The following is an 18,468-nucleotide window of genomic DNA, read 5'->3' as shown; positions in this document are numbered from 1 at the left end:
CAGATTTGAATTTAGCCCTGATAAGGCAAGGACGAATGGTGCAGCACGATGCGTAGAGTGCCTTCTTCGTCTTTCTTGTAGCCGAATGTCTTGTCTACCTTGGTGACGTTTCCGTCTTTATCGGTGAAGGTCACCCAACCCATCCACATGGCGACATCGCCCTCAACAAAGGTTGCTGCGGTGTCAAACACCACGGTGCGCCAGCCTTTGATTCCAAAGCCGCCGTCGCTTGGATAGTCGTCGTCATGGCCCACAAAATAGGACAGGGCGCCTTTGCGGGTGGTCCGGAAGGTTTTCTCACCACCTGCAAGAGTTGGTTTGAAGAGCACCGGGCCAAGGTTGTAGCCATAGGCTGCGTCCAACGCGCCTTCGGCAACGACACGAGCGCCATCGATGCCATCAGCTTCGTAGGCCTTAGACACGGCAACCAGCGCGTCGCCCCAGATTTTACCTGCTGTGGTGATTTCTGCTTCGGTGATCGGCATCCTGTTTTCCTTCTTAGGTCTTCACGGCTGCGCAAGTTCGCGCCTGATGGTTTCCGGTTGGTTTAACGGCTGTCTGGGCAAGCGTCGACGCATAATTTACCTGAATTGCGCTTATGACGCCGTGTTTCGGTCCCTGAACCACATTGGCGGGGTATTCCAAGGGATTACCCATAAAGCTCCTTCTTTAGAAAACTCAAAACATCCGCTCGCATTTCTGGCGTTTCAGCGTGATCGCAGTCCGGGTCTATGTGGACATATAGATGTTCCAACGCATCTTGTGACCTATAAGCGGCCTCCAGGTCTTGCAGCCCAATTCTAAGCGCTTCGCTCGGCGTTGACCAATCCTTTAGCCCAGCACAGATCTGAAGTGCGCGCGGAGCTGTTAACCCAGCGATTTCGCCTGTGCTCGCAGCTTGTGTAAGCCCCGGAACGGACATGTAGATACCGTGCCCGTCATGGGCTCCGGTCTGAATGAGCGTATCAAGATCTGCAAAAGAGCAAAGCGCTGCGGCTGCGCGTATACGATGATCCAACGCGGCCAGCCAAAAGGTGAGGGTGCTGCCCATCGAAAAGCCAATTGCACCCAAGTGGGACTTGTCTATGGCTGGGTGATTTTCGAGAAAGTCCAAGCCCGCGCGCTGCTCACTTAACATCTGTCCAAAAAGCGTATCACCTCGCCAAAGCTTCGCTTTGGCGCGGGTGCTTTCATCTGGCTGCTGCCTGTCGCCAAAACAGGGCATTTCAATGCAAAGCGCTGCAATGCCTGCAGTCATTAGGACCTTCGCATAAGCACCCTGTAGGGTTGGGCGGCCTTCGAACAGTTCATCTTTCCCAAACGCATAGCGATTTCCGTGAGCGTGGGCATAGATCACCGCCGGAACAGGTGCAGTTCCTTCTGGTGGTCTAAAGAAATAGGCTTGCACTGCTTCGCCATCAGGGGCCGTGAAACGCAAGGTCTCCAGAACCCAGCCAAAAGCCTCTTTGATCCCAATCGTTTCTGGGTTCATCAGGCCTTTTTGTAGAAAGCTGGGGCCCAGCAATTGGCCGAGATCGTCGCGAAGTTTTGCTGAACGATCCTGACGGGTCATGAGGTTTCTTCGTGAAGCCGCTTCAAAGCCGCCTCACAGGCACCAAGTTCAAGCCATTGGCAGTTCTGACACAGGGTAGAAAGCGATCCCGGCTGCACTTTTGCCTTGATCCGCTTTAAGGCTTCACCCCAAGAAATGCAGTCGCCATCACGCAGCCCCAACGCCTTAGCGTGTCGCTCGTCGAGTTGCCTGATGGTGTTGATCTTCACGCAGCCCAGACCGCGGCGTTCCGGGCAGGGGGTGCAGATGCTGTCGGCGACAAAGGTCACAGTGATCTTGACGTTTTCACCGCCAGCCTCGCGTAAACGCCCGTCAACGATGTCGCTCATATTGGCAGTGAAAGCAGAAGAATAGCCCGCGCCCTGAAAGCCCAGCGAACACAGGAAGTGATGTGGGCGAAATCGTATAGGGGCGCGGTGGCCAGCCATTTAGGCGGTTTTGGCCATCTTCTTCGGAGATGGCATATCTTTGATTTTCGCGCTGACACGGCTGCTTTGTTCCAGCTGATCCAGATAGCTATCGGAAACAGAACCAGTGATGTATTTGCCGTCAAAGCAAGAACAGTCGAACTGTTTGATATCTGGATTGCCTTCTTTGGCGGCCCAGATCAGATCGTCCAGTTTCTGGTAGATCAAAGCATCACAGCCCAGTTCTTCGCGGATATCTTCAATATCACGGCCATTGGCGATCAATTCGTGTTTGGTTGGCATGTCGATGCCGTAAACATTCGGGTATTTCACTGGCGGGGATGCACTCGCCACATAGACCTTCTTGGCACCGGCTTCGCGGCACATCTGAACGATCTTCTTGATGGTGTTGCCACGCACGATAGAGTCATCAATCAAAAGCACGTTCTTGTCTTTGAACTCCAGCGTGACCGCATTCAATTTGCGGCGCACTGATTTTTGACGCTCTTCCTGGCCTGGCATGATGAAGGTCCGACCGACATAGCGGTTTTTCACAAGACCTTCGCGATAGCGAATGCCGGTTGCATTGGAAACTTCAAGCGCCACTGGTCGCGCGGAATCTGGCACCGGGATGATGCTGTCGATATCCAGATCAAGTTCTTTGATCTGATTGGCCAGCGCTTCCCCCATGCGGATCTGGGTTTTGTAGACGGAAATACCGTCAAGCAGCGTGTCTGGTCGCGCAAGATAGACGTATTCAAAGATGCATGGTGTCAGCTCACCATCTGCAGCTTGGAAGGTGTGCATATTGCCTTCAAGGTCGATCAGGATTGCTTCGCCAGGTTTCACATCGCGCAGCTTTTTGAAGCCGTTGATGTCAAAGGCTACATCCTCGGAGGCAAAGGAATAGTCATCACCAGCACCATCTGCCGCGCGTTTCGCAACAGACAACGGGCGAATGCCATGTGGATCACGGAACGCAAGCATACCAACGCCCGCGACCATGGTGATAACAGAGTAAGCACCCTGAATGCGCTCCATCATCATCTTGACGCCCGCAAAGATGTTGCGGATCGGATCGTCGTTGCCGTTCACTTTGATGGCGTCAAAGATCTTGTCCGCCAGAACGTTCAGCATGATTTCTGAATCAGAGGTGGTGCGCAGGTGACGGCTGTATTTGCCAGTGACTTTAGAGCGTTGCTCTTCAGTATTCGTGATGTTGCCATTGTGCACGAGGTAGATGCCGTAAGGCGCGTTTACGAAGAAAGGCTGCGCTTCTGCAGCGGACAGGGAACCAGCTGTCGGGTAGCGGACGTGGCCAATGCCGACTTTGCCCAGCAGGGTCTCTGCTTCGGCGGCGTCAAAGACGTCTTTCACCAGACCATTGGCTTTCTTCTCACGGAAGAACTCGCCGTTATAGGTCACCATGCCAGAAGCATCCTGGCCGCGGTGTTGCAGCATCAGCAAGCCGTCGTAGAGTTCCGCAAAGACGTGGCTGTTGCGATTAGAGATGCCTAGAATGCCGCACATGCGCTGGCTCCAATGTCTTGGTGTTTGGGTCGTTCGCTAAGGTTTGCCGCCTCTGCCAAGTTTTCCTGGCCGAAATCCGACAAAAAACACCTGCGCGTGATGGGCAGGTGTTGAGATAGAATATTGGGGGATTGAGAGATGTGAGAATAGGACCATATATTGGACGTGAAATGGCCATAGCTCCAGGTATTTCCTGTCGCACCATTAGATGCAGCAACGCGACCGGACATATGTCCGAGTGGCATGCAGGCAATCTGGCGCTGGCTTGACAAGGAGGTCGCTCCGAATCCGTTCATCTTGCTGCGCACCTCTTAGAGGGTTGAAGCGTATATGTCACGAAACTAACACATTCCTTTTGCTTACAGATACGAAAAGCGACGTGAACATAAAAATACGGAGCGTTCGAAAGGAACGCCCCGGTGTTTACATGATCAAAAGGTTAGGGTGAGTGCAGTTTACTGACCGCAGTTGCCTACCAATTCTTCATATTGCTCAGTGATCCAACCCAGGGCTTGAGTCGGGTTGCGATCTTCAATCTGGCCAGTGACGCGGGCAAAGACTGCCGCGGAGCGGCTGTCATCCACCATTTCGATATCTTGGCTGGTAACCACAGTCTCATAGACAAAGAAGGCAACCGCCACCAACAGGATGCCGCGCAGCACACCAAAGAGGAAGCCCAGACCCTGGTCGAGACCCCCAAGGGCAGAGCGCTGCACCAAAGATGAGAAAAGTGGCGTGAAGAAAGATACAAGCACCAAAGCACCTGCAAAGACTGCACCCGCGGCTGCAATCATCGCCAATTCACAGCTGTCTGCAAGGAATTCGCCGACTACGGGGACTTCTTTCACCAGTGGTTCAACTTGAGGCGCAAAAAGAAACGCCAGAACAGCGGCGGCAACCCAGCCGAGAATGGCCATGCCTTCACGCACAAGACCGCGTGAATAGGCCAGCAAGGCCGACAGGATAATAACGCCCGCCACTACGGCGTCGATGATGGTGAAACCTTCCATGGTTTTCTTCCCTCTGTCCCAAATCGCCGTGGCTTAGCCTGCGCCGAATGTGTCCCCAACGAATTGCGTCAAATCTGCAAGTTGATTGAGCGCCATGCCTGCAACGCTCGGAGATTTGCCACCTTTCGGAGCTATTGCAGACGTGAAACCAAGTTTTTGGGCTTCTTTCAACCTGTTTTCTGTCTGACTGACGGGTCTGAGGGCACCAGACAGTGAAATTTCGCCGAAAACGACTGTGTCAGCGGGAATACTTGCGTCTTCGCGTGCAGATAGTAGCGCGGCTGCAACAGCAAGATCTGCCGCTGGTTCATTGATTTTCATGCCGCCAGCGACGTTTAGATAGACATCTAGACCGGTGAAGGGGATACCGCAGCGCGCTTCGAGAACCGCTAGGATCATCGCCAGACGACTGCTGTCCCAACCGACGACCGCACGGCGCGGCTGCGCGTGGGGGCTTGGCGCAACGAGGGCTTGTAACTCGACCAGGACGGGCCGAGTTCCTTCGATACCTGCGAAAACCACAGATCCCGGAGCAGGGGTGCCGCGTTCGGAGAGGAAAAGGGCAGAGGGGTTGGTGACTTCTGACAGGCCGCCGCCCGTCATTTCAAAGACACCGATCTCATCTGCTGCACCAAAGCGGTTTTTCACCGCGCGCAACACGCGGAACTGATGGCCGCGTTCGCCTTCGAAATAGAGCACGGTATCAACCATATGCTCGACCACGCGCGGGCCAGCAATTTGTCCTTCTTTAGTAACGTGACCCACAATGATCACAGCCATATTCTTGCGTTTGGCATAGGATGTTAGCTCATGCGCCGCCGCACGGACCTGACTGACAGAGCCGGGCGCTGATCCAACAGAGTCAGACCACATGGTCTGGATCGAGTCGATGATCGCCAGCTGTGGTTTCTCCTGATCCAACGTGGTCAGGATATCGCGCAGGTTGGTTTCTGCTGCCAATTTCACGGGCGCATCTGTTAGGGCCAGACGTTGAGCGCGCATGCGTACCTGAGCGCTGGCTTCTTCGCCTGAAACATAAATGGTTTTCAGGCCCTTACGTGCGAATTCTGCCGCAGCCTGCAGCAAAAGCGTGGATTTACCGATACCGGGATCACCGCCCACGAGGATTGCAGAAGCAGGTACCAAGCCGCCGCCCAACACCCGATCCAGTTCCGCAAGCCCTGACAGGGTGCGGGGCGGGGGTGTTTCTTCGGTGCGCAGGTCCGTTAAAGGCACTGTGCGGCCTTTGCTATTGCCAAGCGTTGCTGCGCTTGGTCCAGCTGAAATGCCAGCGTCTTCACTGATGGTGTTCCACTCGCCGCAGTTATCGCAGCGCCCGGACCATTTATTGAAAACCGACCCGCAAGCCGAGCATGAAAATGAGGTTTTTGCCTTTGCCATGTTCTCGTTTTACCCCTTATGGGCGGCGCGTCAAATGGCTAATGGCGAGAGAGGCTAAAATGCAGCCTGAAAAGAGGTAGAGGCCCCAGGCTGTTTCCACTGTGGCCAGCCCCACGCCTTTGACGATCACGATATAAAGCGCGATCAGAAAAACGTCTGCCATGGCCAGTTTTCCCATCGTCTCAAACAGGGGTTTTACACGGTCCGACATACGCTCGAAGTGAATCAGTGCCAAACCGATGGTTTTGGTCATCGGGGCGATGAGCGCAAAAAGCATGACAAGAAGGCCCAAGAAGATGTCGGTTTCAAGAAGCGATATGAGGCCTGAAATAACAGAGATTTCCGACAAGCCGAATAGCGGCAGGATGCCTGCACGCATGAGCGGGGCGAACCAGCTGATCGGAAAGAGGATTAATAGTGCGAGGTTGGCATAGCGCAGCATCAAGACTCCGGGTCAAAGAACTCTGGTTCCCTGACATCTAGATGCAGGAGCATTTGAATTCACGGGGGAATTTGCAAATAACTCAGACTTCAGCGCGAAATCAGCTCAGCCGTTTAGGACGCTCATCTGATGCTTTGCTTCGTTTCGCTTTGTTTGGATTTGTTTCAAGCTTCACGATATTTGGGTCGCCATCAAGCTCATATCCAATGCTTGGGAGCAATTCCATAAGGTCTGATTCGAGCCGTTCTATCTGCTTTGCTGCAATACGCTCTTCAGCCTCAACATCCTCAAGCCAGCGGCGCAACTCATCACAAGTGCGCCGCGCAGCATCAAGGCGATCTTCCATCTTGTCAGCCTCTTCCTGACGGTGGGTCAGGAACTGGTATGCGCGTTCGACCTTTTCTTCCGAGTAGATTTTCGCAAGATCTCTGGACTGAAAAGACATTTGTGCCGCGATGTCCAAAATCTCCGGTTCCAGATCACCAAGATCAGGATGATTGCGCAAATGCACAAGGCGTTCACGCACCGAGTCAAACTCTTTGGAAAGGGCGAAAACCCCTTTGCGATCAGCGTCATGGCTAACTTGATACGCCCGCGCAATGTCATTCATATCCACCGAAAACTTCCGGTGCGACTTCTCCAGTTTCATGATGCGCGCATTGGCTGGCAGAAAGACACAGAGCCCCACCGCAAAGGCCATCACGCCGATCTGAAGATAAGCGCCATGGATGGCTGTGTTGCCGACGCTCATGTCAACCGAGAGCCATGGCCAAACCCCAAGAGCGGCCAAAATCGTCCATCCTACCAAGGCCAAAGAACCGGCCACCAAGATTGAAAACGTCAAAGTCTGTACGAGACGCACTACTGTCAGCGCGAAGCTGTTGAACCCATTACCCATTTTGTGTCCCTTCCAAGGGCTATATGATCCCACTTGGGTAAGGTTTTGTTAAGTAAAATCTTCGATACTAAACAAAGTGTTAGGTTTTTGGGGATTGTTTCTACCTTAGAAACAAACATTTTTTTAGTGCGGTTCTATGCTAATCTTGAGAGCGCTATCCTCCTGTTGAGCTGCCAAAGAACATTCTTGAGATTGGTGGTATGTCTTCCAAATTACCGTTCCACTTCCGTGCCTTTGATTGCTAAGAAGGCTTAGTGAAATTATTCTAATTAAACTGTGTCATGCTTCTTTCTACATTGAGTGTCTTATTCGCGTTTTTATCTGCCGCATTGTGGTTCTATTCAACAAGCTCGATTTCGGTCGAAAAGGAATACCAACGGCGAGAAAAGTTAGCTGAACCCGGAACATCACCAAGCAAGGTGACTGTTGCTCTTATCGACAATGGGAAGGAGTATGATTTAATCGCGACTTTGATACATCAGGCGAAATGGAATAAATGGGCAGCTTTTGCAACTGCATTGGCCATAGTGTTACAAGCTCTGGCAAGCGTGATCTAAGGCAGCACCTATCTTACAGCCTCAATCGGTCCTTCAGCGCGCCCATGGGTGAATTGATCGAGGTGCGCGTCGCCACTGTTGTCCATATTCACAATCGGTCCGGTCCACTGAATGACGCCATTGTGCAGCATGGCAACCTTGTCAGCGATTGCGCGGACAGAAGTCATGTCATGGGTGATTGTCATGGCCGTTGCGCCCATCTCCACCACGATTTCTCGGATCAGATCGTTGATGACGCCAGACATGATGGGATCAAGCCCCGTGGTCGGTTCGTCGAAGAATATGATTTCAGGATCAGCTGCAATCGCGCGGGCCAGTCCGACCCGCTTTTGCATGCCGCCTGAGAGTTCTGATGGGTAGAGATCAGCCACATCAGGCGTCAGCCCCACGCGGCGCAGTTTCTCGATTGAGATCGCGCGCGCTTCTGTGAGCGGCTTTTTCAGAGACCCGCGCAAAAGGCGGAAAGCCACGTTTTGCCAGACCGGCATGCTGTCAAAGAGGGCCCCGCCCTGAAAGAGCATGCCGAAGCGCGCCAGAAACGCATCTCGGTCTTTACCGATCTGCGCATGGGTCACGTCTTGGCCATCAACGATGATTTTGCCCTGATCCGGGGTAACGAGGCCCAGAACGGACTTGAGCAATACTGATTTCCCAGTGCCTGAGCCACCAATGATCACCATGGATTCCCCCTTGGGGATGGTCAGGTTCACGCCCTGCAGAACTTTCTTTGGGCCAAAGGACTTATGAACGTTCTCAAGCGTGATCATGAGGCGAAGAATACCGATGTCAGAAGGAAGTTGGCCGCGAGGATCAGAACCGCTGCAGCTTGCACGGAGGCCTTGGTGGCCTGGCCCACGCCCTGTGCGCCGCGGCCTGACTGCATCCCGAAGTAGCAGCCCATGGTTGCCGCGATGCCACCGAAGGCGCAGCCCTTGACCATGGAACTGATAATGTCAGCAGGTTCAAGGAAGTCGACGGTGTTCTTAATGTAGCTCGCAGCATTAAAGCCAAGCTGCTGTGTGCCGACGATATAGCCACCATAGATGCCGATGAGATCGCCTATGCCAACCAAGAGTGGCACCACAATCAAAGCCGCCAACACACGTGGCGCGGTGAGGTATTTCATTGGATGCGTTGAAAGCGTAACCAAGGCGTCAATCTGTTCCGTCACCTTCATGGTCGCAATTTCAGCCGCGATCGAGCTAGTGACACGAGCCGCGATCATCAGGCCCACCAAGACAGGGCCAAGCTCTCGAACCATGCCGATGGCAACGATCTGGGGCACAACGGCCTCCGCAGAGAAGCGCGCGCCGCCTGCGAAGATCTGCAGAGCCAGTGCGCCGCCTGTGAAAAAGGCCGTGAGCCCAACAACTGGTAGCGAAAGCCAGCCGATCTGCATCAGGGCCGTCAGGAACTCGCGAAAGTAAAACGGAGGACGGAAAATGTGGCTGATGCCCTCAAAGGCAAACAAGGCGACACGCCCTGTGACGGCGAGAAACCCCAGAACCGCGCGCCCAAGGTGGGCCAGTGGGGTCATCAAGATCGTCATGATGTATAGCGACGATCATAGCGACCGCCCAAAGATGTCAGAATTTCATAGCCAATGGTCCCGGCAGCATCCGCCAAAACATCGACGGTTTGATCTTCGGTCAGAATATCCAATTCACGCGGGTCTTCGCCAAGGTCAGTGACGTCAACGCCGATCATGTCCATCGAGATACGGCCAATCACAGGGCAGGCGGTGCTGCCATGATAAACCGAAATGTTCTCACCCATGATGCGCGGGAGACCATCTGCATAGCCTGCGGCAATAGTCGCAACACGGCTAGGGCGCTTGGCTGTCCAAGTGTTTGAATATCCAACGGTTTCACCCGGCTCAACATCGCGGCATTGAATGACAGGAATAGAAACGTGAGCGACGGGTTCGGCTTCTTCAAACGGGGTGCCACCATAAAGACCAACACCCGGACGGGTCAGATCGAAATGGTAGTCTTTGCCCAAAAGAATGCCGCCAGTCGCCGCAAGGCTGCGTGGCGCCTCAAGCCCTTCGGTCATCTCGATGAAAGCGGCGAGTTGTTGGGCGTTCATAGGGTTTTCAGGATCATCCGCACAAGACAGGTGCGACATGATCAGGGTCGGCGCTTGTTGTTCGGCAATTTCGCGCAGGGCGGCCCATTCGGCGGGCTCCATCCCAAGGCGATTCATCCCGCTATCAAGCTGAACGCCAAACGGACGTCCGGGCAGGCTCTCAACATGGCGCAACATCTGGTCGATGGAGTTGACCATTGGCGTCAGCTGCAGATCGTTGATCATATCGGTGTCACCCGACATGTGGCCTGAGAAAATGTTGATCTCTGGTCCGGGGCCTAAAGCCTGACGCACTTCCGCGCCTTCTTCTGTTGCTGCCACAAAGAACTTGCGCACACCTGCACCTGCTAGGGTGCGCGCCACGCGTGCGGCACCCAGACCATAGCCATCTGCTTTTACCACGGCAGCGGTTTCGCAGTTGGTTTTTGCGTCTAGCGCTTGCCAGTTGCGGACAAGGGCGGCGAGGTCGATCGTGAGTTTTGCAGTAGCCATGCAGGTTAGTTGAAGCCAAGGAAGTGCTAGGTCAAGAGGCGTTTTCGAATGGCCTGATTTCAGGACAAAATGTGATTAATAATCCGGCTCTTGTTGCCATGGTTTCACAAGGTTGCCAAAGCGAGTGAATTGGCTTTCGAAGCTCAATTCCACTGTGCCAATCGGACCGTGACGCTGTTTGCCGATGATGACTTCGGCCTTGGCGTGCAAACGTTCCATCTCTTCCTGCCAGGCGGCCATCTTTTCCAGATCATGCTCGCCTGGTTTTTCACGCTCTTTGTAGTATTCCTCGCGGAACACGAACATCACCACGTCGGCGTCCTGTTCGATAGAACCCGATTCCCGAAGGTCAGAGAGCTGAGGACGTTTATCGTCACGGCTTTCCACGGTACGGGAGAGCTGGGAGAGGGCGATCACAGGGATATTGAGTTCCTTGGCAATCGCCTTCATGCCCATAGAGATTTCACCGATCTCCTGAACACGGTTGTCCGATGTACCGCGACAGAGCTGAAGGTAGTCGATGATCAGAAGATCAAGCCCGTGGGTGCGCTTCAGGCGACGTGCACGCGCTGCAAGTTGTGCAATCGGCAGGGCCGGGGTGTCGTCGATATAAAGAGGGCAGGCTTCCAGCGCCTTCGCGGCATCAACGAACCGGCGGAATTCCTGTTCGGTCATGTCGCCGGAACGGATCTGCTGAGACGGGACCTCTGCCGCCTCAGACAGAATACGTGCTGCAAGCTGTTCAGAGCTCATTTCGAGGGAATAAAAGCCTACGACGCCACCTTCCACCGTGCCTTCAGTTCCATCGGGGCGGATGCCCTTTTTATAAGCTTTCGCCACGTTGAAGGCGATGTTGGTCGCAAGGGAGGTTTTACCCATGGATGGGCGACCAGCGAGGATCAGCAAGTCTGACGGGTGCAGGCCCCCAAGCTTTTTGTCCATATCAATCAGGCCGGTTGAAACGCCGGCAAGACCGCCATCACGCTGATAGGCCGCATTGGCCGTATTCACCGCTTCGGTCACCGCTTTCAGGAAGGAAACGAAACCGCTGTCGGTCTTGCCTTGCTCAGATAGTTTATAGAGCGCTTGCTCTGCCTGTACGATCTGCTCGCGAGGTTCCTCGGCAACGTCCATGGTCTGGGCGCGACTGGAAATCTCATGCCCCAATCCAATGAGTTCACGGCGGATCGCCATGTCATAGATCATCTGCGCATAGTCTTTGGCCGCATAGGCTGAAATCGCAGAGGCAGCCAGACGGGCCAGATAGGCTGGCCCGCCAAGTTCCTTGAGACCCTCGTCATCCTCAAGGAAGGCTTTCAGCGTCACAGGGGACGCCAGATTGTTTTTGGCAATCCGCGCAGCGGCGACTTCGTAAATCCGGGCATGAACCGGGTCATAGAAGTGGGAGGAATTGATCACCGAAGCCACACGATCATAGATATCGTTATTGGTCAGGATCGCCCCCAGAAGCTGTTGTTCAGCCTCGATGGAATGCGGCATCGGATCGCCGTCTTGCATGCCTGTCGCGGATTGGCCAAGCGCCTCGGGGACACCGGAGTTTATTGTCGTTAGCTCGTTCATACTGCTCCCCGGATCTTTCGCGGGTCTTGTTTTTATCCGCGTGTCCCCATGAGACATTGATAGCGGACATCGGGCGTATCTCAAATCTGGAAAGGTTCGAGGATAAGCCTGGGATTACTCTGTGGACAAATCCGCGCCTTAGTGGCGCAAATTTCGGTGTCGCCTAGATATAGTGGCACAAGCGGGCGCATATGCCAAATCTATCCTGAAATGAGACTTCGAATCGGCAAGCCTGCGCATTTTGTGCACAGGCTTTCCACATGCTTAGTCTTGTTTATTGGCTTCCTGCCAAGCGCGCGGGTCGTTCAGGAATTTTTCCACTTCATTCAGCGTTTCCGCATCAAAAGCGTGCTGTGCACGCGCCTCAGCCAGCACATCCCACCATGTGCAGAGGTAGTGTAGCTCCACGCCATGATCACCCAGAGTTTTGGTCGTTTCCGGGAAGATGTCGTAGTAGAAAATCACCGCGGTATGGCCGCAGGTCGCGCCGGTTTCGCGGATGGCGTCTACGAAGGACAGTTTGGAGCCGCCGTCTGTGGTGAGGTCTTCGACCAGCAGAACGCGCTGACCTTCGCTCATGTCGCCTTCGATACGTGCGTTGCGGCCATAGCCCTTTGGCTTCTTGCGCACATAGGTCATTGGCAGCGCCATACGTTCCGCCACCAGTGCAGAGAATGGAATGCCCGCTGTCTCGCCGCCCGCGATATTGTCAAAGGCTTCAAAGCCTGCGTTGCGCATGACGGTGACGGTCATGAAATCCATCAAGGTGCTGCGGATACGGGGGTAAGAGATCAGCTTACGGCAGTCGATGTAGCTTGGGCTTGGCAGGCCAGAGGCCAGAATGAAGGGCTCTTTGGTGTTGAAGTTGACGGCTTTGATCTCAAGCAGCATGCGCGCGGTGAGGCGGGCGATTTCTTCTTTGGTCGGGTAGCTGGTTGGGAGCATGGTGCGTTCCTTTGGCGGTATGGGCGTGGCAGCGTGGTTGTTTTGAGTATTTAGACAAAGAAGAAGGGCTTAGGTCACATTCCAGAAAACCGGGAAGCCCGGATCAAAGACGGTGACAGGGCCGTCGCCGCTTTCGATCTTTTCTGGGAAGGTTGTGGCCGTGTCAGATTTGGTCAGCGTGATGGTGTCGCTGTTTAGTGGCAGGCCGTAGAAGGCTGGGCCGTTCTGAGATGCGAAACCTTCAAGCATATCGAGCGCGCCTTCTTCTTCAAACACATGGGCGAGCAAGGCCATGGTGTTGGTGGCTGTAAAACAACCCGCGCAGCCGCAGGGCAGAAGTTTGTTTTCGTCCGTATGCGGTGCGGAATCGGTCCCGAGGAAGAAGGTCTTATCACCAGAGGTTGCTGCTTCGCGCAGGGCGAGCCGGTGGTTCTCGCGTTTCGCAACCGGCAAGCAGTAGTAGTGCGGTTTGATGCCACCTGCGAGGATGTGGTTACGATTGATGATCAGGTGGTGCGTGGTGATGGTTGCGCCAAGGTTATCGCCGCCGGATTTGGCGTAATCGACGCCGTCTTTGGTGGTGATATGCTCCATGATCACCTTGAGGTCCGGGTTGGCCTTGCGAATTGGATCAAGCACGCAGTCAATGAAAACCGCTTCGCGGTCAAATATATCGACGTCGTGATTGGTAACCTCGCCATGCACACAAAGCGGCAGGCCGATCTCGGCCATTTTCTCCAGAGTTGGGCGGACGTTGTCAAAGTTCTGAACGCCAGAGGCAGAATTGGTTGTCGCGCCAGCTGGATAGAGCTTTACTGCTTTCACCAAGCCAGAAGCATGCGCAGCAGCGACATCTTCCGGGTCTGTGTCTTCAGTGAGGTAAAGCACCATCAGCGGGTCAAAGGACATGCCCTCCGGCAGGGCTGCCATAATGCGGTCTTTGTAAGCTGCGGCCTGAGCGCCTGTGACAACCGGGGGAACCAGGTTTGGCATGACAATCGCGCGGGCGAAGTGGCGGGCGGACTCTGGCAGAACGGCTTCCAACATTGCGCCATCGCGCAGGTGAAGGTGCCAATCATCGGGGCGGGTGATTGTCAGGCTTTGGGTCATGTCTGCCGATTACACCGGTTGGCGGATCGGTGCTAGAGGGTTTGCCGTGTCTTGCAAAGAAAAAGCCCGCCGATGGGGCAGGCTTCTTTGGGATTTGATTGAGTGGTCAAAAAATGCCCTGACAGACTATCATGATAACGCCAGCCAGTACGACAAATATGCCGTCTATCACGATGGCTGCTGTTGATTTCTGTGAAAAGGCGTCCTGCGCCATAACCATGACCGCTGTCGCCAAAATCGCAGCAATTGCCGTGAAGAGCGCATTGGTTTGCGCGGTCATTCCAACAACCAGGGCCAGCAGGAAAAGTCCGGCAATTTGCAGCGCCATCGCCATCATTGGCATCTTTTCAGGCGGCTCGCTGCTGATGCGCGTGCCTTCGGCCCAAAGGACGCGAATTGGTTTCACGCTGTAGTAAATCCAGCCCGCAAAGAAGGCTACGACTGTGCCAACCAAGACGGCTGTCATGTTCAATGCTTCGCTTTCCATGATTGTCCCTCCGGTTTTTGCTTAGGCCGCCAAAGCGCTGTCTAAGGTCGCCAGAATCTGTGTCCAGCCGCCCTCGTGATTGTCGCGCTTTTCTTCGTCATAGAAGGTCACATGAGTGAGCCGGATGTGGCTGCCGTCACCTTCCGGGCGGATGTCGAGGGTCACCTCGGATTCTGCGGGCGAAAAGGCGCTTTCCCAGGTGAAGATGATCTGGCTGTGCGGATCGATCTTTTTATAGGTGCCGCGGTGGGGTAGGTCCTGATCGCCTGCTTTCATGATGATCTCAAAACCACCGCCTTCTTTGGCATCGGTTGTGACATCTGGCGCGCCCATATCAGGGCCGGGGCGCATAAATTTGGCGAGCATTTCTGGGTTCAGCCAGGCATTGAATACTTTCTCTGGCGCCGCCGCGATCACGCGGTCAACCGATAGGCTCAGGTCGGGTCTTACATCAGTCGTCGTCATTGGCAGTCTCCATTGTCAAAATATCGTCCAGCGCCTCAAGGCGCATGGCCCAGATCGAACGCAACTCGGCGAACCACATGTCGATGAGGCGTAAAGGCTCCATCTGCACTTCTATGATGTGCTCGCGCCACTCGGTGCGGCGCACAACAAGCCCGGCCTTCTCCAGCACCTTGATGTGTTTGGAGACGGAGTTGAGGCTCATATCGAAATGCGTAGCCAGGGCGGTGACACGGCTGGGTCCATGCTGTGCGAGCAGCGTCAGCAGGGCGCGGCGCGTCGGGTCGCTGGCGGCCTTCATGATTTCCGTGAGCTGGGTTTGATCCATTCGTTCAACCATATGGGTGAATAACATGTGAGACATATTCAGTCAACCAAAAGGATGAATGATGGGAGGCATCACGAAAATTGGCTTGATTGGCATAGTGAATGGAAGGAGGCTTACTGGACTAACTAGGAGATTTAGATCAATGCACACAGGTGGATGCGAATGTGGATCCGTTCGATTTGAAGTGAAAAACTTGCGGGAAACGATTACGGCCTGCCATTGCAAACAATGCCAGCGCACCAGCGGTCATGTCTGGGCGTCCACAACAGCTGGTCGGGAGGATTACACATTTCTCAGTGAAGAAGGGCTTACATGGTACAAGTCTTCGGACTGGGCTGAGCGCGGGTTCTGTGCGAAATGTGGATCGAGCCTATTTTACCGGATGTTCAAAGAAGACCACATGTCTGTCGGCGCGGGCTGTTTGGATGATCCAAGCGATTTCAAGATGGGTCGGCATATCTTTGTGAAAGATAAGGGCGCGTACTACCAGATACCCGAAGACGCTCCGCATATTCAGAAATACTGAGTCAGCGAAAGAATATTTCATGCCTGCATTGAACCCACCTGTTTGTGACTTTGATTGGCCAGCGCCTGCATTTTTGTTACCTGCAACCGATGGCAAGGCCTATGCCTTGTCCGATGTCGCCGGTTCAAATGGCACATTGATCATGTTTATCTGCAATCACTGCCCCTATGTGGTTGGCGTGATTGATCGCCTTGTGCGCGACGCAGGTGAACTGCAATCAAATGGGGTCGGCGTTGCAGCGATTTGTTCAAATGATGCGGAGATGTATCCGCAGGACGGAATTGATCCGATGACAGATTTTGCAAGGGATCATGGGTTCACTTTTCCCTATCTCCACGACGAAGACCAATCTGTCGCGAAAGCTTATGGTGCGGTCTGTACCCCGGATTTCTTTGGTTTCAATGCGGTGGGTGGCCTGCAATATCGCGGACGCCTGGATGCGGCGGGGCGGATGAATAGGCCGAGTGAGGCCGAACGTGAGCTGTTCCATGCGATGATTCAGGTCGCGAAAACCGGGCAGGGGCCACTTGAACAGGTTCCGTCGATGGGCTGCTCGATCAAGTGGCGATAAGTCTGAGAGGCCGCGCGGTCCCTGAGAGACAGAAATAACCCGTAATTCGAAAACCCGTTACGCAGCGTTATCATATTGCACAGTATTTAGGCGCTTGCCCGATCGCTTGATCGCGGCAAATCTTTTCTTGTGGGGCCACACAAACCTCACGTTTCTTACCCCGTGTTGGTCAACCGGCAATCTCCTGAATTCACAGGAACAGGAACGCCCCGAATTAGGTTCACGAATATGAGTATGCTGTCTAGATCACGTCGCCTACGCGAAACACCTTTTACAGAAGGTGTCGAAAGAGAAGGTGTGAAGGCCTACACCGTTTACAACCGGATGCTATTGGCAACTGTCTTTGAGAGTGTCGAAGCGGATTATCGTCACTTGAAAGAACATGTGCAGGTCTGGGATGTTTCCTGTGAGAGACAGGTTGAGCTGAAAGGTCCGGATGCATCCGAATTGATGAGACGCCTGACCCCGCGCAATCTGGATAAGATGCAAGACGATCAGTGCTATTACGTGCCCATCGTTGATGAAACCGGTGGCATGCTGAACGACCCGGTGGCGATCAAACACAGTGACGACAGATGGTGGATCTCTATCGCTGATAGCGATCTCTTGTTCTGGGTAAAGGGGCTGGCGCTTGGCGCCGGTTTGGATGTGAATGTCTTTGAACCTGACGTCTCACCGCTTGCCATTCAAGGTCCGAAAGCAGACGAATTGATGGCGCGGGTGTTTGGGGATGAGGTGCGGGATATTCGCTTCTTCCGCTACAAGCGCCTGTTGTTTCAGGGCACGTCTTTCGTTGTCGCGCGCTCCGGGTATTCAAAGCAAGGCGGCTATGAAGTCTATGTTGAGGGCGGGACTTGTGGCATGCCGCTTTGGAATGCGCTGTTTGAGGCTGGTGCTGACCTCAATGTGCGGCCGGGGTGCCCCAACCTCATCGAACGTATCGAAAGCGGCTTGTTAAGCTATGGCAATGACATGACGATGGAAAACACACCTATGGAATGTGGGTTGGGTAAATTCTGCAATCCAACTGAAGACAGTGATCATACAGGACTGGCGGCAATGAAACGGGAAAAAGAGAGCGGCCCGGTTCAGCAAATCCGTGCGATTTCCATTTCAGGAGACGCTGTGAAGCCGCCCACCGCTGCCTGGCCGCTGATGAAGGATGGGATGAAAGTGGGGCAGGTGACGTCGGCGGCCTGGTCGCCAGATTTCAAAACAAATGTTGCGATAGGCATGGTCGATGCAAAATACTGGGATGCTGGTATGCAGTTAACAGTTGAGACCTCTGAAGGCATTCGATCTGCAGTCGTGCAACAGAGCTTCTGGAACTGAGAACCTGACTGAATACCTATCGCATGGACAACAAAAAACCCGGCCAAAAGGCCGGGTTTTCTCACTCGATTAGCTGTTGATCACTTCGGCAGTGGGCCGATCAACATGATCATCTGACGACCTTCCATCTTAGGGAAGTTCTCAACTTTACCGATTTCTTTGGTGTCTTCGGCAACACGCTCCAGCAGTTCGCGACCAAGGTTCTGGTGGGCCATTTCACGGCCACGGAAGCGCAGGGTCACTTTGACCTTGTCACCCTTTTCCAGGAACTTCACCACGTTGCGCATTTTCACGTCATAGTCATGCGTGTCGGTGTTTGGACGGAATTTAACTTCTTTCACCTGAATGGTGGTCTGCTTCTTCCGAGCCTCAGATTCGCGTTTCTGCTGTTCGTATTTGAACTTACCATAGTCCATGATCTTGCAGACGGGCGGGTTGGCGTTTGGTGAGATTTCAACCAGATCCAGTTCAGCATCGCGCGCCATTTGCAGAGCTTTAGCGGGATGCACGACGCCTACGTTTTCACCTTCGGCGCCGATCAGGCGAATTTCAGGTGCACGGATGCGGTCGTTGATACGTGGGCCAGTGTCGCGCTGTGGAGGCGCATTGTGTGGTCTGCGGGCTATGGTTTTCTTCCTTCGATAATTAGCAGATTTGGGTTTGCAAACTATATGCGAGATTGTGCCGATACAAGCGGTTAATCAGCGGTTCTGCGCCAAAACGCAAGT

General features: G+C 54.0%; 22 protein-coding genes. 4 read left to right on the top strand and 18 right to left on the bottom strand.

The window, feature by feature from the left end:
* Window positions 1–11: 11 nt before the first annotated feature.
* From M0D42_RS06670 to M0D42_RS06635, 8 genes are all read right to left on the bottom strand, one after another.
* Window positions 12–485 (bottom strand): phosphoribosyl-AMP cyclohydrolase, encoded by a 474-nt coding sequence (locus M0D42_RS06670; protein WP_265020812.1) that lies wholly within the window; start codon window positions 483–485, stop codon window positions 12–14.
* 164 nt (window positions 486–649) lie between these two features.
* Complete coding sequence (locus tag M0D42_RS06665) at window positions 650–1,573, bottom strand: alpha/beta hydrolase family protein (RefSeq protein ID WP_265020811.1); 924 nt, start codon at window positions 1,571–1,573, stop codon at window positions 650–652.
* Window positions 1,570–2,001 (bottom strand): DUF1284 domain-containing protein, encoded by a 432-nt coding sequence (locus tag M0D42_RS06660; RefSeq protein ID WP_265020810.1) that lies wholly within the window; start codon window positions 1,999–2,001, stop codon window positions 1,570–1,572. Before M0D42_RS06660 ends, M0D42_RS06665 begins: the two co-directional genes overlap by 4 nt.
* On the bottom strand, window positions 2,002–3,510 hold the full coding sequence (gene purF, locus M0D42_RS06655) for an amidophosphoribosyltransferase (protein WP_265020809.1): 1,509 nt from the start codon (window positions 3,508–3,510) through the stop codon (window positions 2,002–2,004).
* A 455-nt stretch (window positions 3,511–3,965) separates the two neighbouring features.
* On the bottom strand, window positions 3,966–4,520 hold the full coding sequence (locus tag M0D42_RS06650; protein WP_265020808.1) for a CvpA family protein: 555 nt from the start codon (window positions 4,518–4,520) through the stop codon (window positions 3,966–3,968).
* A 33-nt stretch (window positions 4,521–4,553) separates the two neighbouring features.
* Entirely contained in the window at window positions 4,554–5,921 is a 1,368-nt protein-coding gene (radA, locus tag M0D42_RS06645; RefSeq protein WP_265020807.1) for a DNA repair protein RadA, read from the bottom strand.
* A 16-nt stretch (window positions 5,922–5,937) separates the two neighbouring features.
* A complete protein-coding gene (locus M0D42_RS06640; protein ID WP_265020806.1) occupies window positions 5,938–6,363 on the bottom strand; it encodes a paraquat-inducible protein A in 426 nt (141 codons plus the stop codon).
* A gap of 100 nt (window positions 6,364–6,463) precedes the next feature.
* On the bottom strand, window positions 6,464–7,261 hold the full coding sequence (locus M0D42_RS06635) for a DNA repair protein (RefSeq protein ID WP_265020805.1): 798 nt from the start codon (window positions 7,259–7,261) through the stop codon (window positions 6,464–6,466).
* A gap of 281 nt (window positions 7,262–7,542) precedes the next feature.
* Here M0D42_RS06635 and M0D42_RS06630 point away from each other — a divergent pair, with 281 nt between their 5' ends.
* The gene (locus M0D42_RS06630) at window positions 7,543–7,818 is read left to right on the top strand and encodes a hypothetical protein (protein ID WP_265020804.1); all 276 of its coding nucleotides are present in this window, start codon (window positions 7,543–7,545) and stop codon (window positions 7,816–7,818) included.
* Between the two features lie 8 nt (window positions 7,819–7,826).
* Here M0D42_RS06630 and M0D42_RS06625 read toward each other — a convergent pair whose 3' ends face one another.
* The 9 genes from M0D42_RS06625 to M0D42_RS06585 all read right to left on the bottom strand — a co-directional run bounded on the left by M0D42_RS06625 (window position 7,827) and on the right by M0D42_RS06585 (window position 15,311).
* The gene (locus M0D42_RS06625; protein ID WP_265020803.1) at window positions 7,827–8,585 is read right to left on the bottom strand and encodes an ABC transporter ATP-binding protein; all 759 of its coding nucleotides are present in this window, start codon (window positions 8,583–8,585) and stop codon (window positions 7,827–7,829) included.
* Window positions 8,582–9,355 (bottom strand): MlaE family ABC transporter permease, encoded by a 774-nt coding sequence (locus M0D42_RS06620; protein WP_265020802.1) that lies wholly within the window; start codon window positions 9,353–9,355, stop codon window positions 8,582–8,584. Before M0D42_RS06620 ends, M0D42_RS06625 begins: the two co-directional genes overlap by 4 nt.
* 8 nt (window positions 9,356–9,363) lie before the next feature.
* Entirely contained in the window at window positions 9,364–10,398 is a 1,035-nt protein-coding gene (gene alr / locus M0D42_RS06615; protein ID WP_265020801.1) for an alanine racemase, read from the bottom strand.
* A 75-nt stretch (window positions 10,399–10,473) separates the two neighbouring features.
* Window positions 10,474–11,979: a replicative DNA helicase gene (locus M0D42_RS06610; protein ID WP_419195962.1), complete on the bottom strand. Its 1,506-nt coding sequence runs from the start codon at window positions 11,977–11,979 to the stop codon at window positions 10,474–10,476.
* 264 nt (window positions 11,980–12,243) lie between these two features.
* Window positions 12,244–12,924, bottom strand: a complete 681-nt coding sequence (locus tag M0D42_RS06605) for an orotate phosphoribosyltransferase (RefSeq protein WP_265020800.1) — start codon at window positions 12,922–12,924, stop codon at window positions 12,244–12,246.
* 69 nt (window positions 12,925–12,993) lie between these two features.
* Complete coding sequence (gene pyrC / locus M0D42_RS06600; RefSeq protein ID WP_265020799.1) at window positions 12,994–14,034, bottom strand: dihydroorotase; 1,041 nt, start codon at window positions 14,032–14,034, stop codon at window positions 12,994–12,996.
* A 106-nt stretch (window positions 14,035–14,140) separates the two neighbouring features.
* Window positions 14,141–14,521, bottom strand: coding sequence for a DUF1761 family protein (locus M0D42_RS06595; RefSeq protein WP_265020798.1), 381 nt, complete (start codon window positions 14,519–14,521; stop codon window positions 14,141–14,143).
* 21 nt (window positions 14,522–14,542) lie between these two features.
* A complete protein-coding gene (locus tag M0D42_RS06590; RefSeq protein ID WP_265020797.1) occupies window positions 14,543–14,986 on the bottom strand; it encodes an SRPBCC family protein in 444 nt (147 codons plus the stop codon).
* Window positions 14,973–15,311 carry an ArsR/SmtB family transcription factor gene (locus tag M0D42_RS06585; RefSeq protein WP_265020796.1) on the bottom strand — a complete coding sequence of 113 codons (339 nt, stop codon included), beginning with the start codon at window positions 15,309–15,311 and terminating at the stop codon, window positions 14,973–14,975. Before M0D42_RS06585 ends, M0D42_RS06590 begins: the two co-directional genes overlap by 14 nt.
* Window positions 15,312–15,453: 142 nt before the next feature.
* On the opposite strand from M0D42_RS06585, the gene M0D42_RS06580 reads away from it, so the two are divergent.
* The 3 genes from M0D42_RS06580 to M0D42_RS06570 all read left to right on the top strand — a co-directional run bounded on the left by M0D42_RS06580 (window position 15,454) and on the right by M0D42_RS06570 (window position 17,740).
* Complete coding sequence (locus M0D42_RS06580; protein ID WP_265020795.1) at window positions 15,454–15,837, top strand: GFA family protein; 384 nt, start codon at window positions 15,454–15,456, stop codon at window positions 15,835–15,837.
* A 19-nt stretch (window positions 15,838–15,856) separates the two neighbouring features.
* Entirely contained in the window at window positions 15,857–16,408 is a 552-nt protein-coding gene (locus tag M0D42_RS06575) for a thioredoxin family protein (protein WP_265020794.1), read from the top strand.
* A 228-nt stretch (window positions 16,409–16,636) separates the two neighbouring features.
* On the top strand, window positions 16,637–17,740 hold the full coding sequence (locus tag M0D42_RS06570; protein WP_265020793.1) for a dimethylsulfoniopropionate demethylase: 1,104 nt from the start codon (window positions 16,637–16,639) through the stop codon (window positions 17,738–17,740).
* 80 nt (window positions 17,741–17,820) lie between these two features.
* On the opposite strand, the gene infC is transcribed toward M0D42_RS06570, so the two are convergent.
* The gene (infC, locus tag M0D42_RS06565) at window positions 17,821–18,366 is read right to left on the bottom strand and encodes a translation initiation factor IF-3 (RefSeq protein ID WP_265021111.1); all 546 of its coding nucleotides are present in this window, start codon (window positions 18,364–18,366) and stop codon (window positions 17,821–17,823) included.
* Window positions 18,367–18,468: the final 102 nt, after the last annotated feature.

The organism is Cognatishimia activa, from assembly GCF_026016445.1.
GTDB classification, from domain to species: Bacteria; Pseudomonadota; Alphaproteobacteria; order Rhodobacterales; family Rhodobacteraceae; genus Cognatishimia; species Cognatishimia activa_B.
This window is presented reverse-complemented; position numbering and strand designations above follow the sequence as displayed.

Bases quoted from the DNA above. Each gene is read 5' to 3' on its own strand.
- radA (WP_265020807.1), bottom strand. From the start codon at position 5,921: ATGGCAAAGGCAAAAACCTCATTTTCATGCTCGGCTTGCGGGTCGGTT.
- M0D42_RS06635 (WP_265020805.1), bottom strand. From the start codon at position 7,261: ATGGGTAATGGGTTCAACAGCTTCGCGCTGACAGTAGTGCGTCTCGTA.
- M0D42_RS06620 (WP_265020802.1), bottom strand. From the start codon at position 9,355: ATGACCCCACTGGCCCACCTTGGGCGCGCGGTTCTGGGGTTTCTCGCC.
- purF (WP_265020809.1), bottom strand. From the start codon at position 3,510: ATGTGCGGCATTCTAGGCATCTCTAATCGCAACAGCCACGTCTTTGCG.
- M0D42_RS06575 (WP_265020794.1), top strand. From the start codon at position 15,857: ATGCCTGCATTGAACCCACCTGTTTGTGACTTTGATTGGCCAGCGCCT.
- M0D42_RS06585 (WP_265020796.1), bottom strand. From the start codon at position 15,311: ATGGATCAAACCCAGCTCACGGAAATCATGAAGGCCGCCAGCGACCCG.
- alr (WP_265020801.1), bottom strand. From the start codon at position 10,398: ATGGCTACTGCAAAACTCACGATCGACCTCGCCGCCCTTGTCCGCAAC.
- M0D42_RS06630 (WP_265020804.1), top strand. From the start codon at position 7,543: ATGCTTCTTTCTACATTGAGTGTCTTATTCGCGTTTTTATCTGCCGCA.
- M0D42_RS06590 (WP_265020797.1), bottom strand. From the start codon at position 14,986: ATGACGACGACTGATGTAAGACCCGACCTGAGCCTATCGGTTGACCGC.
- M0D42_RS06610 (WP_419195962.1), bottom strand. From the start codon at position 11,979: ATGAACGAGCTAACGACAATAAACTCCGGTGTCCCCGAGGCGCTTGGC.
- M0D42_RS06570 (WP_265020793.1), top strand. From the start codon at position 16,637: ATGAGTATGCTGTCTAGATCACGTCGCCTACGCGAAACACCTTTTACA.
- M0D42_RS06625 (WP_265020803.1), bottom strand. From the start codon at position 8,585: ATGATCACGCTTGAGAACGTTCATAAGTCCTTTGGCCCAAAGAAAGTT.
- pyrC (WP_265020799.1), bottom strand. From the start codon at position 14,034: ATGACCCAAAGCCTGACAATCACCCGCCCCGATGATTGGCACCTTCAC.
- M0D42_RS06595 (WP_265020798.1), bottom strand. From the start codon at position 14,521: ATGGAAAGCGAAGCATTGAACATGACAGCCGTCTTGGTTGGCACAGTC.
- M0D42_RS06665 (WP_265020811.1), bottom strand. From the start codon at position 1,573: ATGACCCGTCAGGATCGTTCAGCAAAACTTCGCGACGATCTCGGCCAA.
- M0D42_RS06640 (WP_265020806.1), bottom strand. From the start codon at position 6,363: ATGCTGCGCTATGCCAACCTCGCACTATTAATCCTCTTTCCGATCAGC.
- M0D42_RS06670 (WP_265020812.1), bottom strand. From the start codon at position 485: ATGCCGATCACCGAAGCAGAAATCACCACAGCAGGTAAAATCTGGGGC.
- M0D42_RS06660 (WP_265020810.1), bottom strand. From the start codon at position 2,001: ATGGCTGGCCACCGCGCCCCTATACGATTTCGCCCACATCACTTCCTG.
- M0D42_RS06605 (WP_265020800.1), bottom strand. From the start codon at position 12,924: ATGCTCCCAACCAGCTACCCGACCAAAGAAGAAATCGCCCGCCTCACC.
- M0D42_RS06580 (WP_265020795.1), top strand. From the start codon at position 15,454: ATGCACACAGGTGGATGCGAATGTGGATCCGTTCGATTTGAAGTGAAA.
- M0D42_RS06650 (WP_265020808.1), bottom strand. From the start codon at position 4,520: ATGGAAGGTTTCACCATCATCGACGCCGTAGTGGCGGGCGTTATTATC.